This is a genomic window from Rhodovulum imhoffii, assembly GCF_003046545.1.
GTDB lineage: Bacteria > Pseudomonadota > Alphaproteobacteria > Rhodobacterales > Rhodobacteraceae > Rhodovulum > Rhodovulum imhoffii.
Window position 1 is genome coordinate 54,481 of sequence record NZ_QAAA01000002.1, and the last position, 18,219, is coordinate 72,699.

Here is an 18,219-nt window from a genome sequence, read left to right on the forward strand (position 1 = left end):
CCTTGGTCTATCCCCTTGCCCGCGGCTTCACAAGAGAGGGACAGGCGCCCCGACCCGCGCCAGATAGTCCACGGCAAGGGTGTCCTCGACCTCCGCGGCCTCGATATTGGCAACGTTGCGCCACACGCGTGCGGCGTGGCGGGCAGCCTCGACGCTGCGGTTCGATCCGCGCGCGATTTTCGCGGCCAGTTCCCGCCCGGAGCGGGTGTAATAGTGGTTCAACTGGATACGTTCCACCGAATAAAACCCCCGCGTTGCACGCGCCCTGAGGGAAAACCGCTCCCCCCGGTCGTTCCAGGTGTCGCTGTTGCCGTCGGTCTGGAAATCGTGCACCTTCACCGCCGTCACCCGGACCGGATCGAAGACAACCTTGAAATTCGTCACCCCGCGCGCACCGCTTATCGGATCGGCGGCGCGGCGGGTGTAGTTTTCAAGAACCCCGCCCGCAGGCGGCCCGTCATGCCCATTGCGCCCGAAATTGTGCCAGGGCAATGAAATCTGCGGACAATGCTCCAGCCCGGCCAGCGCCGCAGGCAGGTCCGGCCCGGTGACGGGCACGAGAAACTCATCGGCATCCACACAGGCCATCCAGCGGAACCGCGCCCCGAAATTCGCCACCGCATGGGCATAGGCAAGGATCTGGTTGTGAATTTCCTGCCCCGTTGCGGCCTCCCGCAACTTTTGTGCCCAGGGAACGACCGTGAGCGCGCCCCCCAGCACCCGGCGCAGTTCCGCCACCGTGCCATCGCTACAGCCATTGTCATAGGCGATGACATGGGCCGCCCCCGCCAGCTTGTGAAACGCCGCCCATTCGCCGATGTGGCGCGCCTCGTCGCGCACGATCAGCACCAGCGCCAGCCCCGCGCGCCCGGCCTGAGGCGCGGGTGGTTCCAGCGTCAGCCGGGTAACGGGGGATCGGAAAAAGAGCCTTCGCATCGGGTGCCCCTGTTGCCTTTTCCCCCTGCATATCCCGCCCGCGCCGCACAGACCAGAGCAGCGCTTGCATCGCCCTGCGGGATGTGTATAAGCAGCCCATCCTTCCGCACGATCGCAACCCGGTGCAGCCTCTCGTGGACGGGCCGCGGAAGGAAAACCGTCCTATGAAGTGCACCCGCAACAGAACTGGAGCTCACATGCCGCTTTACGAGCATGTCTTCATCGCGCGCCAGGACCTTTCCAACGCGCAGGCCGAAAGTCTTGTCGAACATTTTTCCACCGTACTGGCGGATAACGGCGGCAAAGTCGTCGACAGCGAGTACTGGGGCGTCAAGACGATGGCCTACAAGATCAACAAGAACCGCAAGGGCCACTATGCATTCCTGCGCTCCGACGCCCCCGCCCCTGCCGTGCAGGAGATGGAGCGTCTGATGCGTCTGCATGACGATGTGATGCGCGTGCTGACCATCAAGGTCGACACCCACGAAGAAGGCCCGTCGGTTCAGATGCAAAAGCGTGACGAACGTGAAAACCGCCGCCGCTGATCAGCCCAGGAAAGGAACCCAACCCATGGCCGCCAAACCGTTTTTCCGCCGCCGCAAGGTCTGCCCCTTCTCGGGCGACAACGCCCCCGGGATCGACTACAAGGATACGCGCCTGCTGCAACGTTACATTTCCGAGCGCGGCAAGATCGTGCCCAGCCGTATCACCGCCGTGTCGGCGAAAAAGCAGCGTGAACTGTCCCGCGCCATCAAGCGCGCGCGCTTTCTTGCCCTGCTGCCCTACGCCGTGAAGTAAGGAGAGCCCCCATGCAAGTCATCCTTCTGGAACGCGTGGCCAAGCTGGGCCAGATGGGCGAAGTGGTCTCCGTCAAGGACGGCTACGCCCGCAACTTCCTGCTGCCCCAGGGCAAGGCCCTGCGCGCCAACGAATCCAATATCGCCCGCTTCGAGGCCGAGAAGTCCCAGCTGGAAGCGCGCAACCTCGAAACCCGCAAGGAAGCCGAGGCCCTGGCCAAAAAGCTGAACGGCGAACAGTTCGTCGTGATTCGCTCTGCCTCCGATTCCGGCGCGCTCTATGGTTCCGTCACCACCCGTGACATTGCCGACGCCGCTACCGAAGCCGGCTTCTCGGTCGACCGCAAGCAGGTCGTTCTGAACACTCCGATCAAGGAACTGGGGCTGCATGACGTGACCGTCACCCTGCACCCCGAGGTCGAAGTGACCGTTCAGGTGAACGTTGCCCGCTCGACCGAAGAGGCTGAGCTGCAAGCCTCCGGCAAGTCGATCCAGGAACTCGCCGCCGAGGCCGACGCCGAAGCCGAATTCGAGATTTCGGAACTGTTCGACGACATCGGCGGAGCCGCATCCGACGACGACACCCCCGAGCAAACGGAAAACAAAGACGAGGCCTGAGCGGCCCCGCCGAAAGTTGCGAAAGCCGCCCCCTCTCAGGGGCGGTTTTTTCTTTGCCAGTGCTCGAGATAGTCGGTCTGGTAAGCACCCTGTGGCGCTTGCCCCGACGGTCTGGTCTTTCGTACCGCATAATCCAGCATGATCGGGGTTGAAGGGATATCCCCAAGAAGGCGCGGACGCTTTCCGGTCACATTCGGGTTGCTCGTTCTAACGGCCTTCTCCGCATGGGCCGGGCGGATGGGTTGCAAGCGGCATTCCAGCAACTCGTACCCCATCGATTTCTCCCAGAACCCATAAACCGTTTCGGGGCAAATCTGGAAAAATCCATGGTTGATCCAGTTGTTACAGGGGGAATGTCCAATCAGAACGCCCCCGACTTTCAGCATGCGATCTATGTTGCGATAGGCGGTCGGCAGGTCGAAAATATGCTCACAGGTGCCGCCATCGTAAATGACATCGAATTTCCCGTGCAATTGGTCGGGGACAGGTTGTGAAAGGTCCACGATGATGGATGCCCCTTCAAAATCGGAAATATCCAGGGAATCGACCTGTTCGAAGCCAAGCCTTTCAAAGAACGGCTCCGCGAAACGCTCCTCCCCCCTGTGAAAGTCTGCTTCGGTCAGATCGGGGTAATAGGTCTTGATGGTGCGCGCCAGCATCCGCGCCGAAGGCCCTTTGCGCGATCCGCCCCAACTCTGGCGCCCCAGCATCAGAAGATGCCCGGAAAGCCCGAATTCATTGACGTACTCTATGATGCGTGCGGCCAACGTATCTGGAATGCCCATTTGTTCCCCTCAACCCCAGAGGCTTTTATCTCACCCCGGCAAGAGTAGTACAACGCACGCCCGTAAACACAAGAAAAAGCCATAAAAAACCGGCCCCTCCGAAGGGGCCGGTCCGATTTCCGCGCGCGGCCTTATTCGTCTTCCAGCGCCTCGACGGCTTTTTCAAGCTCATCCTTGGAGATCTCCTTCTCGGACACCTCGGCCAGTTCGAAAATGTAATCCACGACCTTGTCCTCAAAAAGAGGCGCGCGGATTTGCTGTTGCATCTGCTGGTTTTGCTGAACGAACTGGAAGAATTGCTGTTCTTGTCCAGGGAACTGCCGCGCCTGATTCAGGATTGCCTGGGTCATCTCGCTGTCGGAGACCCCGATCTCGTTCTTGCGGCCGGTTTCCGCCAGCAGCAGACCAAGGCGCACCCGGCGTTCGGCCAGCTTGGTGTGTTCCTCGGTCGGTTCGATCTCACCGTGCTCGTGGCCTTTTTCCTCAGGGTGTTCTTCGTGCCAGAGTTGGTGAGCAATCTGTTTCGCCTCCGCCTCGACCAGAGTCGGCGGCAGGTCGAAGCCGACCATCTCATCCAGCTTGTCCAGCAACGCGCGCTTCATCACCGCGCGCGCGGCCCCCTTGTATTCCCCTTCCAGACGTTCGGAGACCTTCTTCTTCAGGTCCTCCAGGTCCTCCGCGCCGAACTGCTTGGCAAGCGCGTCGTCAATCGGGGCCGGCTTGGGGGCCTTCACGGCCTTCACGGTGCACTCGAAAGTGGCATCCTTGCCCTTCAGGTTCTCCGCACCATAATCCTGCGGGAAAGTGACGGTAACGCTCACCTCTTCCCCGGCCTTGACGCCAACCAGCTGCTCTTCGAAACCGGGGATGAAACTGTCGGAGCCCAGCACAAGCGGGTAATCCTCGGCCGAGCCGCCATCGAAAGTCTCACCGTCGACCTTGCCGACGAAGTCGATCACAACCTGATCGCCATCCTTGGCCTTGGAGCCCTTGCGGCGATCTTCGTAGTTCTGGGCCGTCCCGGCCAGACGCTCCAGTGCATCCGTGATGTCCTCCTCGGCGGCCTTGACCACAAGCTTTTCCAGCTTGATGGATTTCAGGTCGGCCTCGGGAATCTCGGGCAGCGCCTCGTAAGACATTTCGACGACCACATCATCGCCCTCTTTCCAGTCCTCGCCGGTCATCTTGACTTCGGGCTGCAACGCGGGGCGATCACCGGTCTCGTCGAAATGCTTGCTCATGGCGCCATCGACGGCTTCCTGCATGGCCTCGCCCAGAAGGCGCTGGCCGAACTGCTTTTTCAAAAGCGCCATGGGCACCTTGCCCTTGCGGAAGCCCTTCATTTCTATTCCGGGCCGTGCCTCGGCCAGTTTTTCGTTGACCTTGTCGTCCAGCTCGGCGGCAGTCACGGTGATGGTGTATCCCCGCTTCAGGCCGTCATTGAGGGTCTCGGTGACCTGCATATCTCGTCCTCTTTGTCCAACCTCGGTGCGGAGGGACCGGATCCCCCACGCCTTGCAGCGCCAGAACCTGGAATTCACGCGCACCCACATTTTCTGCGACTTCGCCTTGCGCCAGAACCGGACCAAAGGGACGCCCTGAAAGGCCGGGGAACGCTGCGCGTCGGTGCCAGCGGCTATCTAGGCAAAGCCACTGTCAGGGGCAAGCAAAAACACGCAAATCGCCATGGTTTCCTGCACCACGCCGGTCAGAAGGCGCGGACCAGGCGCAAAGCGATCTCGGATTCGGTGTAGGAATAGGCACGTAGGGAACTGCGCCGGTCGCGCCAGGCAACGGACACGGCCGGACGGAAACGCCCCATCACGAAGGTGTCCTCTTTCATGAGGGAGAACTGCACGCCGATCTCGGTCTCGCGACGCGGGGCCGCAAAACCGGGCGAGGCCCCCCGCTGCAGAAAATGCTCGGCAAAAGCGCTTGTGGCCAGGGTAAGGCCTGCATCCACCGAAGCCTCGTGGGAAAGTGTCATCCTCACGGAATCGTACCCGTGATCCTCCCGGTCCGCCGCCCGGCTTTCCACCTTCAACGACACATCGAAGACCCCGTGTCCGGCAAAGGTCCTGCTGGCAAAAATCCGCGATCTGGCCAGCATGCCGTCGGCCCCGCCGATCCGGCGGTGATCCGCCTGCAACACCGTCAGGGATGCACCATAAGCCCCGCCCGCGCCCGTGCGCGCGTGCCAGGAGAACGCCGGGCCAAACTGCACTTCCTGCAGCCTTTCGCCTTCGAAATCCGCAGCCATGCGGCCTTCTGCCTCCCAGTATGCGCGGGGGGCGCTCCGGCGCAATCCAAAGGCGACCTGCGCCCCGGCCTCATCGTATCTTCGCCCCTTGGTGTCGAAAACCATGGCGCTGCCGCGCAGATACGGGCCCGGTCGTCGGCCCTGTCCCCATTGGCGACGTCCCGAGACGGTGATTTCGATCCCGCGTGCAGGCAGCGCCTCACGGGTCATACGCAGCGGGAATTTCGTGCAATCCCACCCCGGCCAATCGGGGCAGATAGCATCGGTCTTGTAAGACCGCCCAGCCCCCTCGGGGGCACGGATGACAAAAGACATGGACGTCGTCATGCCCCGCCGTTCGTCGATGCGGCGCAAAAACCGCATGACATTGCGGCGCACGGGCGGCGGAATATCGCCCGAGAGAACCTTCAGGAACTCTGTCCGCGCCTGATCGAAGTCGCGTGCCAGAAACAGTGCCCGCCCAAGTTCAAGCCGCACCCGCACCAAAGAAGGGTTCGCGGCCAGAATCCGGCGCAAAACCAGGGCCGCCCCTCCTGGGTTCCCGCCCGCCATATCCTGCAAGGCATGCATGAAAGCCCGGTTGATATCCCGCGACGTGGCGGCCCCGGACGGCGTGGCAAGACCGATGACCAGAAGCCCGGCCATCAGCAGTTTTCGGATCGCGGACAGCGGCCTTATTTCCTGATCTCGCCCCCCTGCGCGGCCCCAAAGGTCCCCGCATAGCTGTTGCCGCCCCCCTCGGCGGTGAAGGTCCCACCGACTTCCTCCGCATTCGGACCGAAGAAATAGCCGCTCATGTCACCTGAAATGATATCCCCCTTGACGGTCCCGGCAAACCCGCCGCCAGACACGGTGCCCACCGCAGTGAAATCGACATCGGAGGCATCGCTTTCGACCTCCGTGTTCAGGTTGACTTTCGCGGTGTTGTAAGAGTGCACCTCAAGGGTGGAGAAATCGGTCTCCACATGCACATCGGAGGCCGTCATGTACGGTTTGCCATCGGCGGCCTTCAGCACGCCGACGCTTGTCCCCCTGTACTCCGCGTTGCCCGATCTCGGCACCTGCGCAGAGCGCATCCCGGTCGAGGCGACGCCGACCGTCCCGCTGCCGGTGCCGTAGCCGGTCAGCCACGCGCCAAACACCTGGTATTCAAGCTCACCATCCGCGCCCCCCGACAGCGCCGCGAGGGTTTTGCCCTCCGCATCCATGGCGACGATGGAATAATCGAGAGCCTCCAGTTCATCCCCCTGTGCGGCATCGAACACGATCTTCTCATCGCCGGAAGAAATCTCCACGCGGCGCGGCTCCTCATTCCCGTGCGTCAGGCGAATCCGCGTCTCCAGCGGCGCCGAAATGTCTGAAATCTCGATATTGTCGAAGTCCGTCCCGCTGGCGGTATAATTCACACGGCGTGCTTCCCCCGGAACGGCAACGGTTCCATTCGCGGGAATTTTCGAAATGCCTTCAAACGCACGGTCGGCAGAGCCACCACCGCCACCGCCGCCGCACCCGGCCAGAACCAATGCAATGCCAGAAATCAACATTCCATGTTTCATCAGTCGCTCTCCTTCTGGTTGCGCATATCAGAAACCGCAGGACCGGATCATGTCGATGCGACACAAGAGAGCAAAAATTTGTTTTTATTGGGTTAATTAAAGTTTTAGCCCCCCGCGTAAACGATAAGCTCCGGCAAATCCGTCAGCGGAACGCCCAACACGCGCAATGCCGGCAGCGACACCTGCGACCCGGCCCCGGCCGGTGCCTTCAGAGGCCGCAACTCCACCTGTACAGAAGCCCCGCTGGCGGGAGACTCAAGGCGCCCGGTCCGAACCGTATCGACCAGCGGCGTCTTCGCCCAGAACCCCGGTTCCGCCGGATCCCCCAGGCTGGCGATCGTCGTCCCCAGCCTTTGACCCCCGCTGTCCGGCGCGGCGGCAAGGGTGCGGGCCTGAACACTGGTGGTGTCGAACTGCTCAACCGTCATTGCCGTTGCCGGCGGGGCGGGCGCCGCAACCGGGCGCGGTTTGGGTGGCGGGACGGGGGCGCCAGACCCCTCCAGCGGCGCACGCGCACAACCAGCCAGAATGCTGGCCACCGCCAACAGGACGATTCCGTTACGACCCATTCCGTTACGACCCATGGCCTCCCCCGTTTTCCTGGCCCCGCCAGCCTAACCCGGCCCGTGCCCCTGGGCAACAACGCGTAAAACCACTTGCTCGTTGCAACGACCCCTCTTAACTTTGCGCCATGATGACGCAGCCTCCGCTGATCGATCCTTTCGCCCGTGCCATCAGCTACCTGCGGGTTTCGGTGACGGACCGATGTGATTTCCGGTGCACCTATTGCATGGCCGAGGAGATGACTTTCCTGCCCAGGCGCGAACTGCTCTCGCTGGAGGAACTGGATCGTCTGTGCTCTGCCTTTGTTCGGCTGGGGGTGCGCAAACTGCGCGTGACGGGCGGGGAACCGCTGGTCCGGCGCGGCATCACGGAGTTCTTCTCCGCCATGGGCCGCCACCTGGGAACCGGGACGCTCGAGGAACTGACGCTCACGACCAACGGTTCCCAGCTGGGGCGGTTCGCGAAGGATCTGCACGCGGCAGGAGTCCGGCGGGTAAATGTCAGTCTCGACACGCTGAACGCGGAAAAGTTCGCCCGCCTCACCCGCTGGGGACGGCTCGATCGGGTCCTCAACGGAATAGATGCCGCCCGAAGTACCGGGATGCGAATCAAGATCAACGCCGTGGCCCTGAAAGGCTTCAACGAGGACGAGATTTTTTCTCTCGCCGCATGGTGCGCCGGAGAAGACATGGATCTGACCTTTATCGAGGTCATGCCGATGGGCGACATAGGCACGGAAAACCGGCTGGACCAGTACTGGCCGCTCAGCGACCTGCGGGCACGGCTGGCGGCCCGCCTGACCCTCACCGACCTGTCGGAACGCACGGGCGGCCCGGCGCGCTATGTCCGCGTGGGGGAAACCGGGCAAAAAATCGGTTTCATCACCCCGCTGACCCATAATTTCTGCGAAGGCTGTAACCGGGTCCGGCTCAGCTGCACCGGCCAGCTTTATACCTGCCTCGGGCAGGAAGGTAGTGCCGACCTGCGCGCGCCCCTGCGCGCCCGGAGCGATGATCGCGCGCTGGAACAGGCCATCCGTGCCGCCATCGCCACCAAGCCCAAAGGGCACGACTTCGATTATTCCCGCGGCATACGCGGACAGATGAGCCGCCACATGAGCCACACCGGCGGCTAAAGAAAACTCTGCGGGTCGATATCCACCGCCAACCGCAACCCGGCGGGCGGTGTGTGCGGGGCAAGCCAGTCGGCAATCGCATCTTGCAGCGGCGCCCCCTTGGTCACCTTGACCAACAGCCGCACCCGGTGCCGCCCGCGAATCCGCGCAATCGGTGCCGGCGCGGGGCCGAAGACCTGCGCGCCGATGCGGCGCAGAGGCCCGTCATGGCGCGCCAGCGCGGTGCCGAAATCAAACGCGGTCTCCGGGGCGGGCGCGGACAGGATGATCCCGGCCAGACGTCCGAAGGGGGGCATGCCCGCAGCCTTCCTCTGCCCGGCCTCAGCCCGCCAAAAACCCTCCTCGTCCCCTGTCAGGATAGCACGGATCACCGGGTGATCGGGCTGCCAGGTCTGCAACAGTGCCTGCCCCTTTTGCGCTCCGCGCCCGGCACGGCCCGCCACCTGCCGCATCAGTTGGAAGGTATGTTCCGCCGCCCGCAAATCCGACCCTTGCAACCCCAGATCCGCGTCGATCACCCCGACCAGGGTCAGTTTGGGAAAGTTATGCCCCTTGGCGACAAGCTGGGTCCCGATGATCAGATCGGCCTCGCCGGCGGCGATGGCTTCGATCTGCGCCTTCAGAGCGCGGGCGGAACCGAAAATATCCGACGACAACACCGCCAGACGCGCCTCGGGGAACAGCACGGCGGCTTCTTCGGCCAAGCGTTCCACGCCCGGCCCCAGGGCCGCCAGTTTCCCGGCCACCCCGCAGGAAGGACACGCCTCCGGCACCGGGCGGTTTTCCCCGCATTGATGGCAGACCAGCCGCTTTCTGAAACGGTGTTCGACCATGCGCGCATCGCATTGGGAGCAGCCGATCTGGTGCCCACAGGCCCGGCACACGGTAACCGGGGCATAGCCGCGCCGGTTCAGAAACAGCATCGCCTGCTGCCCGGCCCGGACACGCGCGCCCACCGCACGCTCAAGCGACGGCGAAATCCAGCGCCCCGGCGGCACCGCCTCCACCCGCATGTCGACCGCGCGCATCCGCGGCATTCCACCGGCCCCGAACCGGGCGCCAAGATTCAGCCGCGCATATTTGCCGGCCTCGGCATTCGCCCAGCTTTCCAGAGACGGCGTGGCCGACGCCAGAACCACCTGCGCCGCCCCCAGCGACGCCCGCAGCACCGCCATGTCGCGCGCGTTGTAAAGCACGCCGTCTTCCTGCTTGTAGGAACTGTCGTGTTCCTCATCCACGACGATCAGCCCAAGATCCCGAAACGGCAGGAACAGTGCCGAGCGCGCCCCCACGACCAGTTGCGCCCCCCCCTGCCCGACCATACGCCAGCAGCGGCGGCGTTCCGTCATGGTGACGCCGGAATGCCACTCCGCCGGGCGGGCGGCGAAGCGATCCTCTACCCGGGTCAGAAACTCCGCCGTCAGGGCGATTTCAGGCAGCAGGACCAAAACCTGACGGCCACGGGCAAGGCATTCGGCCACGGCTTCAAGATAAACCTCTGTCTTGCCCGACCCCGTCACCCCTTTCAAAAGCGTCGTTCCGTACGCCCCCGCACGCACCGCAGCGCGCAGAAGGCCTGCGGCGGTGGCCTGATCGGGGGCCAGCGGCTTGCCGGGACGCGCCGCATCAAGGCGCGGATACGGGCGATCGCGGGGCGTATCCTCCTCCAGCACCGTACCCGCTGTGACCAGCCCCCTGACGACCGAGGTCGATACCCCCGCCTGTGCCGAAAGCTCCCCCATCGTGACGGGCAGGCCACCATAGCCCTCCAGAACGTCCAGAACGCGGGCGCGGGCCTGCGTCAAGCGTGCGGGGGCCGCCCCGCCGCGGCGATAGACCTTCTGCATCACGGGCCCTTCCGCCAACCCCGGCGCACGGGTCGCCAACCGCAGCATCGCCCAGAGCGGGGTAAGGGTATAATCCGCGGCACGAATCAGAAATGTTCGCATCGCCTCACCCATCGGGGGAAGGTCAAGCACACAGATCACGTCACGCAGGCGCGCGGGATCAAGTGCGCTCTGCCCCGCCCCCCAGACCACGCCAACGACCTTGCGCGGTCCCAGCGGAACCCGGACGAAATCCCCGGTGGCGCAGCCCCCCTCCGGCGCGCGATAGTCCAGAAGCCGGCCGATCGGCTGTGCCGTCAGGACCGCGACGGGCTTGCCCTGTTCGAACTCGGGTATCACCGGGCGGGCCTTTCCGCTTTCGGTACACGAAAGCATGCGGTATCAGGGGCGCGACAATTTGCACCAAATCGCAGGACACGCCCGATGAAATTCTTCGTTGATACCGCCGATGTGGACGCCATCGCAGAACTGGCCCAACTGGGCATGGCCGACGGCGTCACCACGAACCCCTCGCTGATCCTGAAATCCGGGCGCGACATTCTCGAGGTCACGCGTGAGATCTGCGCGCTGGTCGATGGCCCGGTCTCCGCCGAGGTCGTGGCACAAAAGGCCGACGCCATGATCGCGGAAGGCCGAAAGCTGGCGGACATCGCGGAAAACATCGCCATCAAGGTGCCGCTGACCTGGGATGGCCTGAAAGCTTGCAAGGTGCTGACCGGCGAAGGCCGCATGGTCAACGTCACGCTGTGCTTTTCGGCGGCGCAGGCGCTTTTGGCGGCCAAGGCCGGGGCGAGTTTCGTCTCTCCCTTCATCGGGCGGTTGGATGACATCAATCTGGACGGCATGGACCTGATCGCCGATATCCGCGCGATCTATGACAATTACGGGTTCGAGACGCAGATACTGGCGGCGTCGATCCGCTCGGTCAACCACATCGCGCAGGCCGCCGTCATCGGGGCGGACGTGGCCACCGCGCCGCCCGCTGTCCTCAAGGCGATGGCCTGCCACCCGCTGACCGACAAGGGCCTGGCCACCTTCATGACCGATTGGGAAAAAACGGGGCAGAAAATCCTGTGATCCTGCGTTAAACTGCAAAAAACAGGACCGAAGGTATGAGCAGGACCCCAAACTCCGATCTGCGTGCGCAGATCATCGCCAACCCCGAAACGATCCTTTCGGACCCTGACGTGATGCGCGCCCTCGTCGGGGCGAATGAACGCATGATGGGCGACAATATCGTCGATCTGCGCAGTATCGCGATGGAAAAGCTGGAAAACCGGCTGGGCCAGCTGGAACAAACCCACCAGCAGGTGATCGCGGCGGCCTACGAGAACCTCGCCGGAACCAAGCAGGTGCACCGGGCCGTCCTCCGCCTGTTGGATCCGACGGATTTCGAAAGTTTTCTTCTGACTCTCGGCAGCGACGTCAAGGACGCCCTGCGCATCAAGGCGCTGCGGCTGGTGCTGGAGACCGGCTCTGTCGAACAGGCGCACGCTCTGCGCCAGTTCCAGAACCTGCTGCTGGTGGAAAGTCCCGGTTTTATCGACTCTCTCTCCAACAACCGCCGACAGGTGAACCTGCGAATCTGTCACCCCCATGGGGACCCTCATCTCTATGGCGGCGAAGCACCGTCCATCAGATCGGAGGCGTTGTTGCGCCTCGATCTGGGGACGGGCCGGCTGCCCGGACTTCTGGTCATGGCGGCCGAAGCCCCGGAAACCTTCGCCCCGAACCAGGGAAGCGACCTTCTTGCCTTTTTCGCCGGCGTATTCGAACGCACCATGCGCCGCTGGCTGGGATGAGCCTGACCCTCACCCCCGCCCTGAGGGACGCGCTGGAAACATGGCTGGCGCAAGAAAAGGCCTTGCGCGGGGGAACGGACAATACGCTCAAGGCCTACCGCGCGGATGTGCTGCGGTTCCTGAGCTTTCTGGCCGGGCACCTGGGCGGCGCCCCCGGCCCGGCAGACCTGCGGCGGCTGGGAAAACGCGACATGCGTGCATGGATGGCCCATGAACGCGGGCGCGATCTGGGGGCGCGGTCTCTGGCGCGGGCGCTGTCGGCGGTCAAGGGGTTCTACCGCTGGCTGGCCCGGCGTGAAGGATTCGACCCGACGGCGGTGCTTTCGGTCCGCGCGCCGCGCTTCAGGCCCGGCCTGCCCCGTCCGCTGGACGAAACCGCCGCCCGCGCGGTACTGGATATTGCGGGCACACAGCATGAGACCCCCTGGGTCGCCGCGCGCGATACGGCGGTGGTGACACTCCTTTATGGCTGCGGCCTGCGTGTTTCAGAGGCACTCTCCCTGACCGGGCGTGATCATCCCCTGCCCGATACCCTGCGCATCCGCGGCAAAGGCGGAAAAGAGCGCCTGGTCCCCGTCCTTCCCGCCGCACGGGCGGCGGTGGCGGCCTATGCCCGGATCTGCCCGTACCCCCCTGCCCCGGAAGGGCCGCTGTTTCGCGGTGTGCGGGGCGGGGCGCTGAATCCGCGGCTGGTCTCCCGGCTGATGGAACGCACGCGCCTTCAGCTTGGCCTGCCAGCCAGCGCCACCCCCCACGCCCTGCGTCACAGCTTTGCCACCCACCTTCTGCGCGCGGGCGGAGACCTGCGCGCCATACAGGAACTTCTGGGCCACGCCTCGCTCTCCACAACCCAAGGCTATACCGCCGTCGATACCACCCGCCTGCGCGAAGTCTATGAGCAGGCCCACCCACAAGGCCGCGCACGGGAGTAACCCCCCTCCCACAGCGATCGCGACTGCCCCAGAAGAGGCCACGAAGCAGTGTTTCGCACTTTCCGGTCATCTTCGCGCGGCCGTGGACGATTCTCCCGTAGCCTTTGTGTGGCGACGCTTTTCCTGCCGGTCGCACAGATACGGACGGCCTGAACCGGACGGTCGGCCAGCCATCACTTCACCGCGGGGGGTGTGACCGTCAGGGGGCGAAGCCGCTCCATCGCCCGCCCGCTTGTGGTAAGGCTGCGCAACAGACCACGCAGGATAAAAACAAGGGCCGTGCGGCCCCTGTTTCAGGTCAACGCCTTGTCGCAGCGTCCGCAGGTGCCAGGATGGGCGTGGGTCCCGACATCGGGCAGGATCTTCCAGCAACGCTGGCACTTTTCACCCTCGGCCTTCTCGAAGACAACACCAACCCCCTCTGCCTCCGGCAGGCGAAAGGCTTCCTGCGGGCTGGGGTCCCCCGTCATCTGGATCGAAGACGTGATACAGATTTCCGCGAAATCCACCGTCTTGAGCGCGGCCAAAACCCCCGCATCGCGCACATGCACCACCGGGGCGGCCTCAAGGCTGGCGCCGATCACCTTCTCACGGCGCTGCACCTCCAGCGCGGCGGTCACCACGCGACGCACATGGCGCACATCGGCCCATTTCCGGGCCAGCGTTTCATCCAGCCAGTCGGCGGGCGTAGCCGGAATGTCCTGCAAATGGACGGACCCATCTTCCGACGGAAAGCGCGCCAGCCACACGTCCTCCATCGTGAAGACCAGTACAGGTGCCAGCCAGGTGGTCAGGCGGTGAAACAACAGATCCAGAACCGTGCGGGCAGCCCGCCGGTTCAAACTGTCGCTGGCGTCGCAGTAAAGTGCATCCTTGCGGATGTCGAAGTAGAAGGCCGACAGATCCACCGTGCAAAAATTGAACAGCGTCTGGAAAACCCCCTGAAAGTCATAGGCGTCGTAGCCGCTGCGCACCTTGTGGTCCAACTCCGCCAGGCGGTGCAGCACCCAGCGGTCCAGTTCCGGCATGTCGGCGGGGGCGATGCGCTCTTCCTCCGAAAACCCGCTGAGGTTGCCCAGCATGAAACGCATCGTGTTGCGCAAACGGCGATAGCCGTCGGCAACGCCTTTCAGAATCTCCGGCCCGATCCGCAGGTCGGCGGTATAATCCGATTGCGCCACCCACAGCCGCAGGATATCGGCGCCGTATTCTCGGGTCACATCCTCCGGCGCCACCGTGTTGCCGAGCGACTTGGACATCTTGTTGCCCTTCTCGTCCAGCGTGAACCCGTGGGTCAGCACCCCGCGATAGGGCGCGCGCCCCCTGGTGCCGCAGGCTTGCAGCATGGAAGAGTGGAACCACCCGCGGTGCTGGTCTGTCCCCTCGAGGTAAAGATCGGCGATGCCGTCTTCGGCGCCGTCGGCCCGGTCGCGCAGCACGAACGCATGGGTCGAGCCCGAATCGAACCAGACATCGAGCACATCGAAGACCTGCTCATACGCCTCTGAATCGTGCTCATTGCCAAGAAAGCGTTCCTTCGCACCGGGTTTGTACCAGGCATCCGCGCCCTCCTGCCGGAAGGCGGCAACGATGCGCGCGTTCACCGCCGCATCGCGCAGCAGGAAATCCGGGTCCGTCGGCAAGACCCCTTTCCGGACGAAGCACGTCAGCGGCACACCCCAGGCGCGCTGGCGCGACAGCACCCAGTCCGGGCGGCTTTCGATCATCGCATAAAGACGGTTGCGGCCCTTGGGCGGCGTCCACTTCACCAGCTTGTCGATGCTGGTCAGGGCGCGCTTGCGGATGGTGTCGCCATGGCGGCCCATGCCATCGTCCAGCTTGCGGTCGATGGCGGCAAACCATTGGGGGGTATTCCGGTAGATCACCGGAGCCTTGGAGCGCCAGGAATGAGGATAGGAATGCTTGATCTTGCCCCGTGCAAGAAGCCCGCCCTGCCCGGCCAGCTTGTCGATCACCGCCTTGTTGGCGTCCCCCTCCTTGCCGTTGGGACGGAGAATGCAGGCACCTCCAAAGAACGGCAGGTCGGGCCGGAAGGATCCATCGTCCATCACGTTGTAGGTGATGACCTGATCGAGCATCCCAAGGCCACGGTAGAGTTCGAATTCCTCCATCCCGTGTGACGGCGCACAATGCACGAATCCGGTGCCTTCCTCGTCGGTGACGAACCCGGCGGCGCGAAAATCGCGCGGTTCGTCCCACTCTCCGTCCGCGCCTTCGGCCCCTGCCAGCGGATGCGCGAGGGACAGGCGCGAAAGCTCCTCACAGGATACGGCGCGCACACGGCGATACATGCCCGGCTGGAGACGCGCACGGGTCATGACCTGGCCGGCCAGTTTGTCAGCCAGCAGGAAACGGTCCCCCACGCTGGCCCAGCACTCTTCGGGCGTTTCGGTCACTTCGTACAGGCCGTAGTCAAAGCTCTCCCCGAAGACCACCGCCTTGTTGGACGGAATCGTCCACGGCGTCGTCGTCCAGATGACAACGTTCGCGCCTTTCAAGTCACCGTCCGTCAGTACCGGGAATTTCACCCAGATGGTAAAGCTTTCCTTGTCCTTGTACTCCACCTCGGCCTCGGCCAGCGCGGTCTTTTCCACGGGCGACCACATCACCGGCTTGGATCCCTGATAAAGCGTACCGTTCATCAGGAATTTCAGGAATTCCTCCGCGATCACGGCCTCGGCATGATAGTCCATGGTCAGGTAGGGATCGTCCCAGTTCCCGGTGATGCCCAGGCGCTTGAATTCGGCGCGCTGGATGTCGATCCACCCTTCCGCGAAGCGGCGGCACTCCTGACGAAAATCGATGACGGGAACCGCGTCCTTGTCTTTCCCCCTGGCGCGATATTGCTCCTCGATTTTCCACTCGATCGGCAGGCCGTGGCAGTCCCAGCCCGGAACATAGCGGGAATCGCGCCCCATCATTTGCTGGCTGCGAACGATGAAATCCTTCAACACCTTGTTCAGCGCGTGGCCAATATGCAGGTGGCCGTTGGCATAGGGCGGTCCATCATGCAGGATAAAGGGCTTGCGGCCTTCCTTTTCGCGCAACCGGTCGTAGATTCCGATCTTCTCCCAACGGGCCAGCCACGCGGGCTCCCGTTTGGGCAGGCCGGCGCGCATGGGGAAATCCGTTTCGGGCAGAGTCAGGGTATCTTTGTAGTCGGGCGTCTCTGCGGACATGGGGTCTGGTCCTTGGGCAAGTCAGGCAAATGATGCGGCGGCGCGAAGGACTCGGCGCCTTTCCCCGGCGGCCCCGAAAGTCAGAGCGCCGGGCCGGTAATTCGGGAGAAAATGGCTATGAGCTGCACCATGCCCCGGCTTATAGGCGCCCTGCCCGGCCCCGTAAAGACCATCAGCGGGCCATCCAACCCTCGGCCAGAAGCGGCGCCGCGCCGGGATCAATCCGGTGGCGGTGACACAGCGCCTCCAGATAAGAGCCCGGCGCCGGCATCCCCCCCAGAACACGCGCAATATGGCGCCGCTGGTGGCCGTAGATATGTACGGAATACACGCCTGCCCCCTCGAACGCCTCTGGTGGCAGGCCGGGGGTGTGCAGCTTGTGCAGTTCCTCGATCCGCAGCGGGTAAAAGGCGGCAGGCGGCAGAGCATGGTGCGCCTCGCCCGTCTGCCTGAGAAAATGCGCGAACGCTTTCGGCCCGGCGCATCCCCAGGGCAGCGCCTCGATCCCCCAGCTTTCCCCTTGGGCGATGCGGCGGCGGGCCAGCCGGTGGGCGCGCCCCCCCCGCCACGGCTGCACGGGGTTTGGGGCGGAAACGAATGCCAGCATCGCCGCCAGCGTGGGCGACTCCGCAGGCAGGCGCATCACCCCCGTTGGGTAGGTGCCCCGGTGCGACACCCCAAAAACATGGGGGGACACAAAGGCCAGCGGACGCACGCAATAGGCATCCAGATCCGCCCATATGAACGCAGTTTGCCGAAACAGGTGTAGACGAAAGATATCGGAATAGAGCGCCACCCGATGGCGGTCGCCATCGGAAATATCGAACGGCGGGGCACAGATTTCCGCCGCCGGGCGCGTTTCGACCCCTTCGGGCACCCCTCCGACCGGCGCGGGGACATGAAGTACCACGCGATGCCCCCGATCCACGAAAGAGCGCAGGCAAAGCTGTTCCACCCAGCTCAGCCGCGGGCCAACCCAAAGACCGCCGATCACGGGCAAGGTCATGGCTGTCCCTCCGGTTTCCACGCCAGGCCTTCACCTGCGCGAACAGCACGTACGCGAAGGGGGCCTTCACGGGTCAGGCCAGTGCGCCGATCGCCCTCGGCCACCGGACAAAGGGGGGTACGTGTCCAGCTTTCACGCCGCACCGGCGGCACGCGCGCATGGGGGCGTTGCAGATCGGCGCTTTCATAAAACAGCGGCCGGCGCGGGGTGAACACCCGCAGCCCCGGCATTGCGTAAGCTGTGAAAACATCAAAGGGGCGCCCGGTTTCCAGAGACCTCCGCATCGCCGCGCGCCAGGCTTCCAGCCCCCGGTCGCTCAGGTACAGGATCGCTATCGCCCCGGCCATCGAGTAAAGGCGCAGCCAGTCCTCCCCGGCCTCGGCGGCCAGCGCAAGCCCCATGATCGCCCGATGCCCCAGGCCCGCTTCCTGCGCGACCTGTTCGGGCAGGCAGCCGAACTGGCTGACCCCGAGATAGACAATGTCCGCGTCCCAGGGCAGCGGCGGCAGGACGGCGCCCGTCAGGGCAAGATCGTCTTCCAGTACCATCAGGGGCAGGTGCGCACCCCCCGCCGTCGCGGCAAGATGGGCACGGGCGCAGCCCAGCGCATGACGGCGGGCAGGAACGCCGGGGCGAAATTCAGGTATGATGCCCATCCCCGCCAGTAAGGCCTGCATATGCGCACGCCGCGCCCCGGCCATTGGCAGGGAAATCACACGGCAGGCAACGGTGGTCAGATCGAAGGCGGTCATGTCCGGTCCGGCAAGGGCATTCGCAGACT

At 64.1% G+C, this 18,219-nt stretch carries 17 protein-coding genes; 7 read left to right on the forward strand and 10 right to left on the reverse strand.

From position 1 onward, the window contains the following. Window positions 1-27: 27 nt before the first annotated feature. The gene (locus C8N32_RS02100) at window positions 28-936 is read right to left on the reverse strand and encodes a glycosyltransferase family 92 protein (RefSeq protein ID WP_107890825.1); all 909 of its coding nucleotides are present in this window, start codon (window positions 934-936) and stop codon (window positions 28-30) included. Window positions 937-1,133: 197 nt separating this feature from the next. Here C8N32_RS02100 and rpsF point away from each other — a divergent pair, with 197 nt between their 5' ends. Genes rpsF through rplI form a run of 3 tightly spaced genes read left to right on the forward strand, consistent with a single transcriptional unit; the run spans window position 1,134 to window position 2,351 of the window. Continuing rightward, on the forward strand, window positions 1,134-1,481 hold the full coding sequence (gene rpsF / locus C8N32_RS02105; protein ID WP_107890826.1) for a 30S ribosomal protein S6: 348 nt from the start codon (window positions 1,134-1,136) through the stop codon (window positions 1,479-1,481). Window positions 1,482-1,506: 25 nt separating this feature from the next. Beyond that, entirely contained in the window at window positions 1,507-1,734 is a 228-nt protein-coding gene (rpsR, locus tag C8N32_RS02110) for a 30S ribosomal protein S18 (protein ID WP_107890827.1), read from the forward strand. Between the two features lie 11 nt (window positions 1,735-1,745). Beyond that, the gene (rplI, locus tag C8N32_RS02115) at window positions 1,746-2,351 is read left to right on the forward strand and encodes a 50S ribosomal protein L9 (protein ID WP_107890828.1); all 606 of its coding nucleotides are present in this window, start codon (window positions 1,746-1,748) and stop codon (window positions 2,349-2,351) included. A 35-nt stretch (window positions 2,352-2,386) separates the two neighbouring features. Here rplI and C8N32_RS02120 read toward each other — a convergent pair whose 3' ends face one another. The 5 genes from C8N32_RS02120 to C8N32_RS02140 form a co-directional block, all read right to left on the reverse strand. After that, window positions 2,387-3,136, reverse strand: coding sequence for a class I SAM-dependent methyltransferase (locus C8N32_RS02120; protein WP_107890829.1), 750 nt, complete (start codon window positions 3,134-3,136; stop codon window positions 2,387-2,389). Between the two features lie 131 nt (window positions 3,137-3,267). Further along, window positions 3,268-4,599 (reverse strand): trigger factor, encoded by a 1,332-nt coding sequence (gene tig, locus C8N32_RS02125; RefSeq protein ID WP_107890830.1) that lies wholly within the window; start codon window positions 4,597-4,599, stop codon window positions 3,268-3,270. A 245-nt stretch (window positions 4,600-4,844) separates the two neighbouring features. After that, window positions 4,845-6,041 (reverse strand): surface lipoprotein assembly modifier, encoded by a 1,197-nt coding sequence (locus C8N32_RS02130; protein ID WP_107890831.1) that lies wholly within the window; start codon window positions 6,039-6,041, stop codon window positions 4,845-4,847. Between the two features lie 29 nt (window positions 6,042-6,070). Then, window positions 6,071-6,952 carry a transferrin-binding protein-like solute binding protein gene (locus C8N32_RS02135; RefSeq protein ID WP_107890832.1) on the reverse strand — a complete coding sequence of 294 codons (882 nt, stop codon included), beginning with the start codon at window positions 6,950-6,952 and terminating at the stop codon, window positions 6,071-6,073. Window positions 6,953-7,056: 104 nt separating this feature from the next. Then, on the reverse strand, window positions 7,057-7,536 hold the full coding sequence (locus C8N32_RS02140; protein WP_242509559.1) for a hypothetical protein: 480 nt from the start codon (window positions 7,534-7,536) through the stop codon (window positions 7,057-7,059). Between the two features lie 107 nt (window positions 7,537-7,643). On the opposite strand from C8N32_RS02140, the gene moaA reads away from it, so the two are divergent. After that, on the forward strand, window positions 7,644-8,651 hold the full coding sequence (gene moaA / locus C8N32_RS02145) for a GTP 3',8-cyclase MoaA (RefSeq protein WP_420853808.1): 1,008 nt from the start codon (window positions 7,644-7,646) through the stop codon (window positions 8,649-8,651). On the opposite strand, the gene C8N32_RS02150 is transcribed toward moaA, so the two are convergent. Beyond that, window positions 8,648-10,873 (reverse strand): primosomal protein N', encoded by a 2,226-nt coding sequence (locus C8N32_RS02150; RefSeq protein ID WP_107890834.1) that lies wholly within the window; start codon window positions 10,871-10,873, stop codon window positions 8,648-8,650. The genes moaA and C8N32_RS02150 overlap by 4 nt on opposite strands. A gap of 48 nt (window positions 10,874-10,921) precedes the next feature. Here C8N32_RS02150 and fsa point away from each other — a divergent pair, with 48 nt between their 5' ends. The 3 genes from fsa to C8N32_RS02165 are packed head-to-tail and all read left to right on the forward strand — an operon-like array spanning window position 10,922 to window position 13,232. Further along, on the forward strand, window positions 10,922-11,575 hold the full coding sequence (gene fsa, locus C8N32_RS02155; RefSeq protein ID WP_107890835.1) for a fructose-6-phosphate aldolase: 654 nt from the start codon (window positions 10,922-10,924) through the stop codon (window positions 11,573-11,575). 35 nt (window positions 11,576-11,610) lie between these two features. Further along, entirely contained in the window at window positions 11,611-12,300 is a 690-nt protein-coding gene (locus C8N32_RS02160) for a DUF484 family protein (RefSeq protein WP_107890836.1), read from the forward strand. Next, window positions 12,297-13,232 carry a tyrosine recombinase XerC gene (locus tag C8N32_RS02165; RefSeq protein ID WP_107890837.1) on the forward strand — a complete coding sequence of 312 codons (936 nt, stop codon included), beginning with the start codon at window positions 12,297-12,299 and terminating at the stop codon, window positions 13,230-13,232. The genes C8N32_RS02160 and C8N32_RS02165 overlap by 4 nt, the downstream gene beginning before the upstream one ends. Window positions 13,233-13,525: 293 nt before the next feature. On the opposite strand, the gene ileS is transcribed toward C8N32_RS02165, so the two are convergent. The 3 genes from ileS to C8N32_RS02180 all read right to left on the reverse strand — a co-directional run bounded on the left by ileS (window position 13,526) and on the right by C8N32_RS02180 (window position 18,190). After that, entirely contained in the window at window positions 13,526-16,432 is a 2,907-nt protein-coding gene (gene ileS, locus C8N32_RS02170; RefSeq protein ID WP_107890838.1) for an isoleucine--tRNA ligase, read from the reverse strand. 172 nt (window positions 16,433-16,604) lie between these two features. After that, window positions 16,605-17,438, reverse strand: a complete 834-nt coding sequence (locus C8N32_RS02175) for a hypothetical protein (RefSeq protein ID WP_107890839.1) — start codon at window positions 17,436-17,438, stop codon at window positions 16,605-16,607. Next, a complete protein-coding gene (locus C8N32_RS02180) occupies window positions 17,435-18,190 on the reverse strand; it encodes a glycosyltransferase family 25 protein (RefSeq protein WP_107890840.1) in 756 nt (251 codons plus the stop codon). The genes C8N32_RS02175 and C8N32_RS02180 overlap by 4 nt, the downstream gene beginning before the upstream one ends. Window positions 18,191-18,219 lie beyond the last annotated feature (29 nt).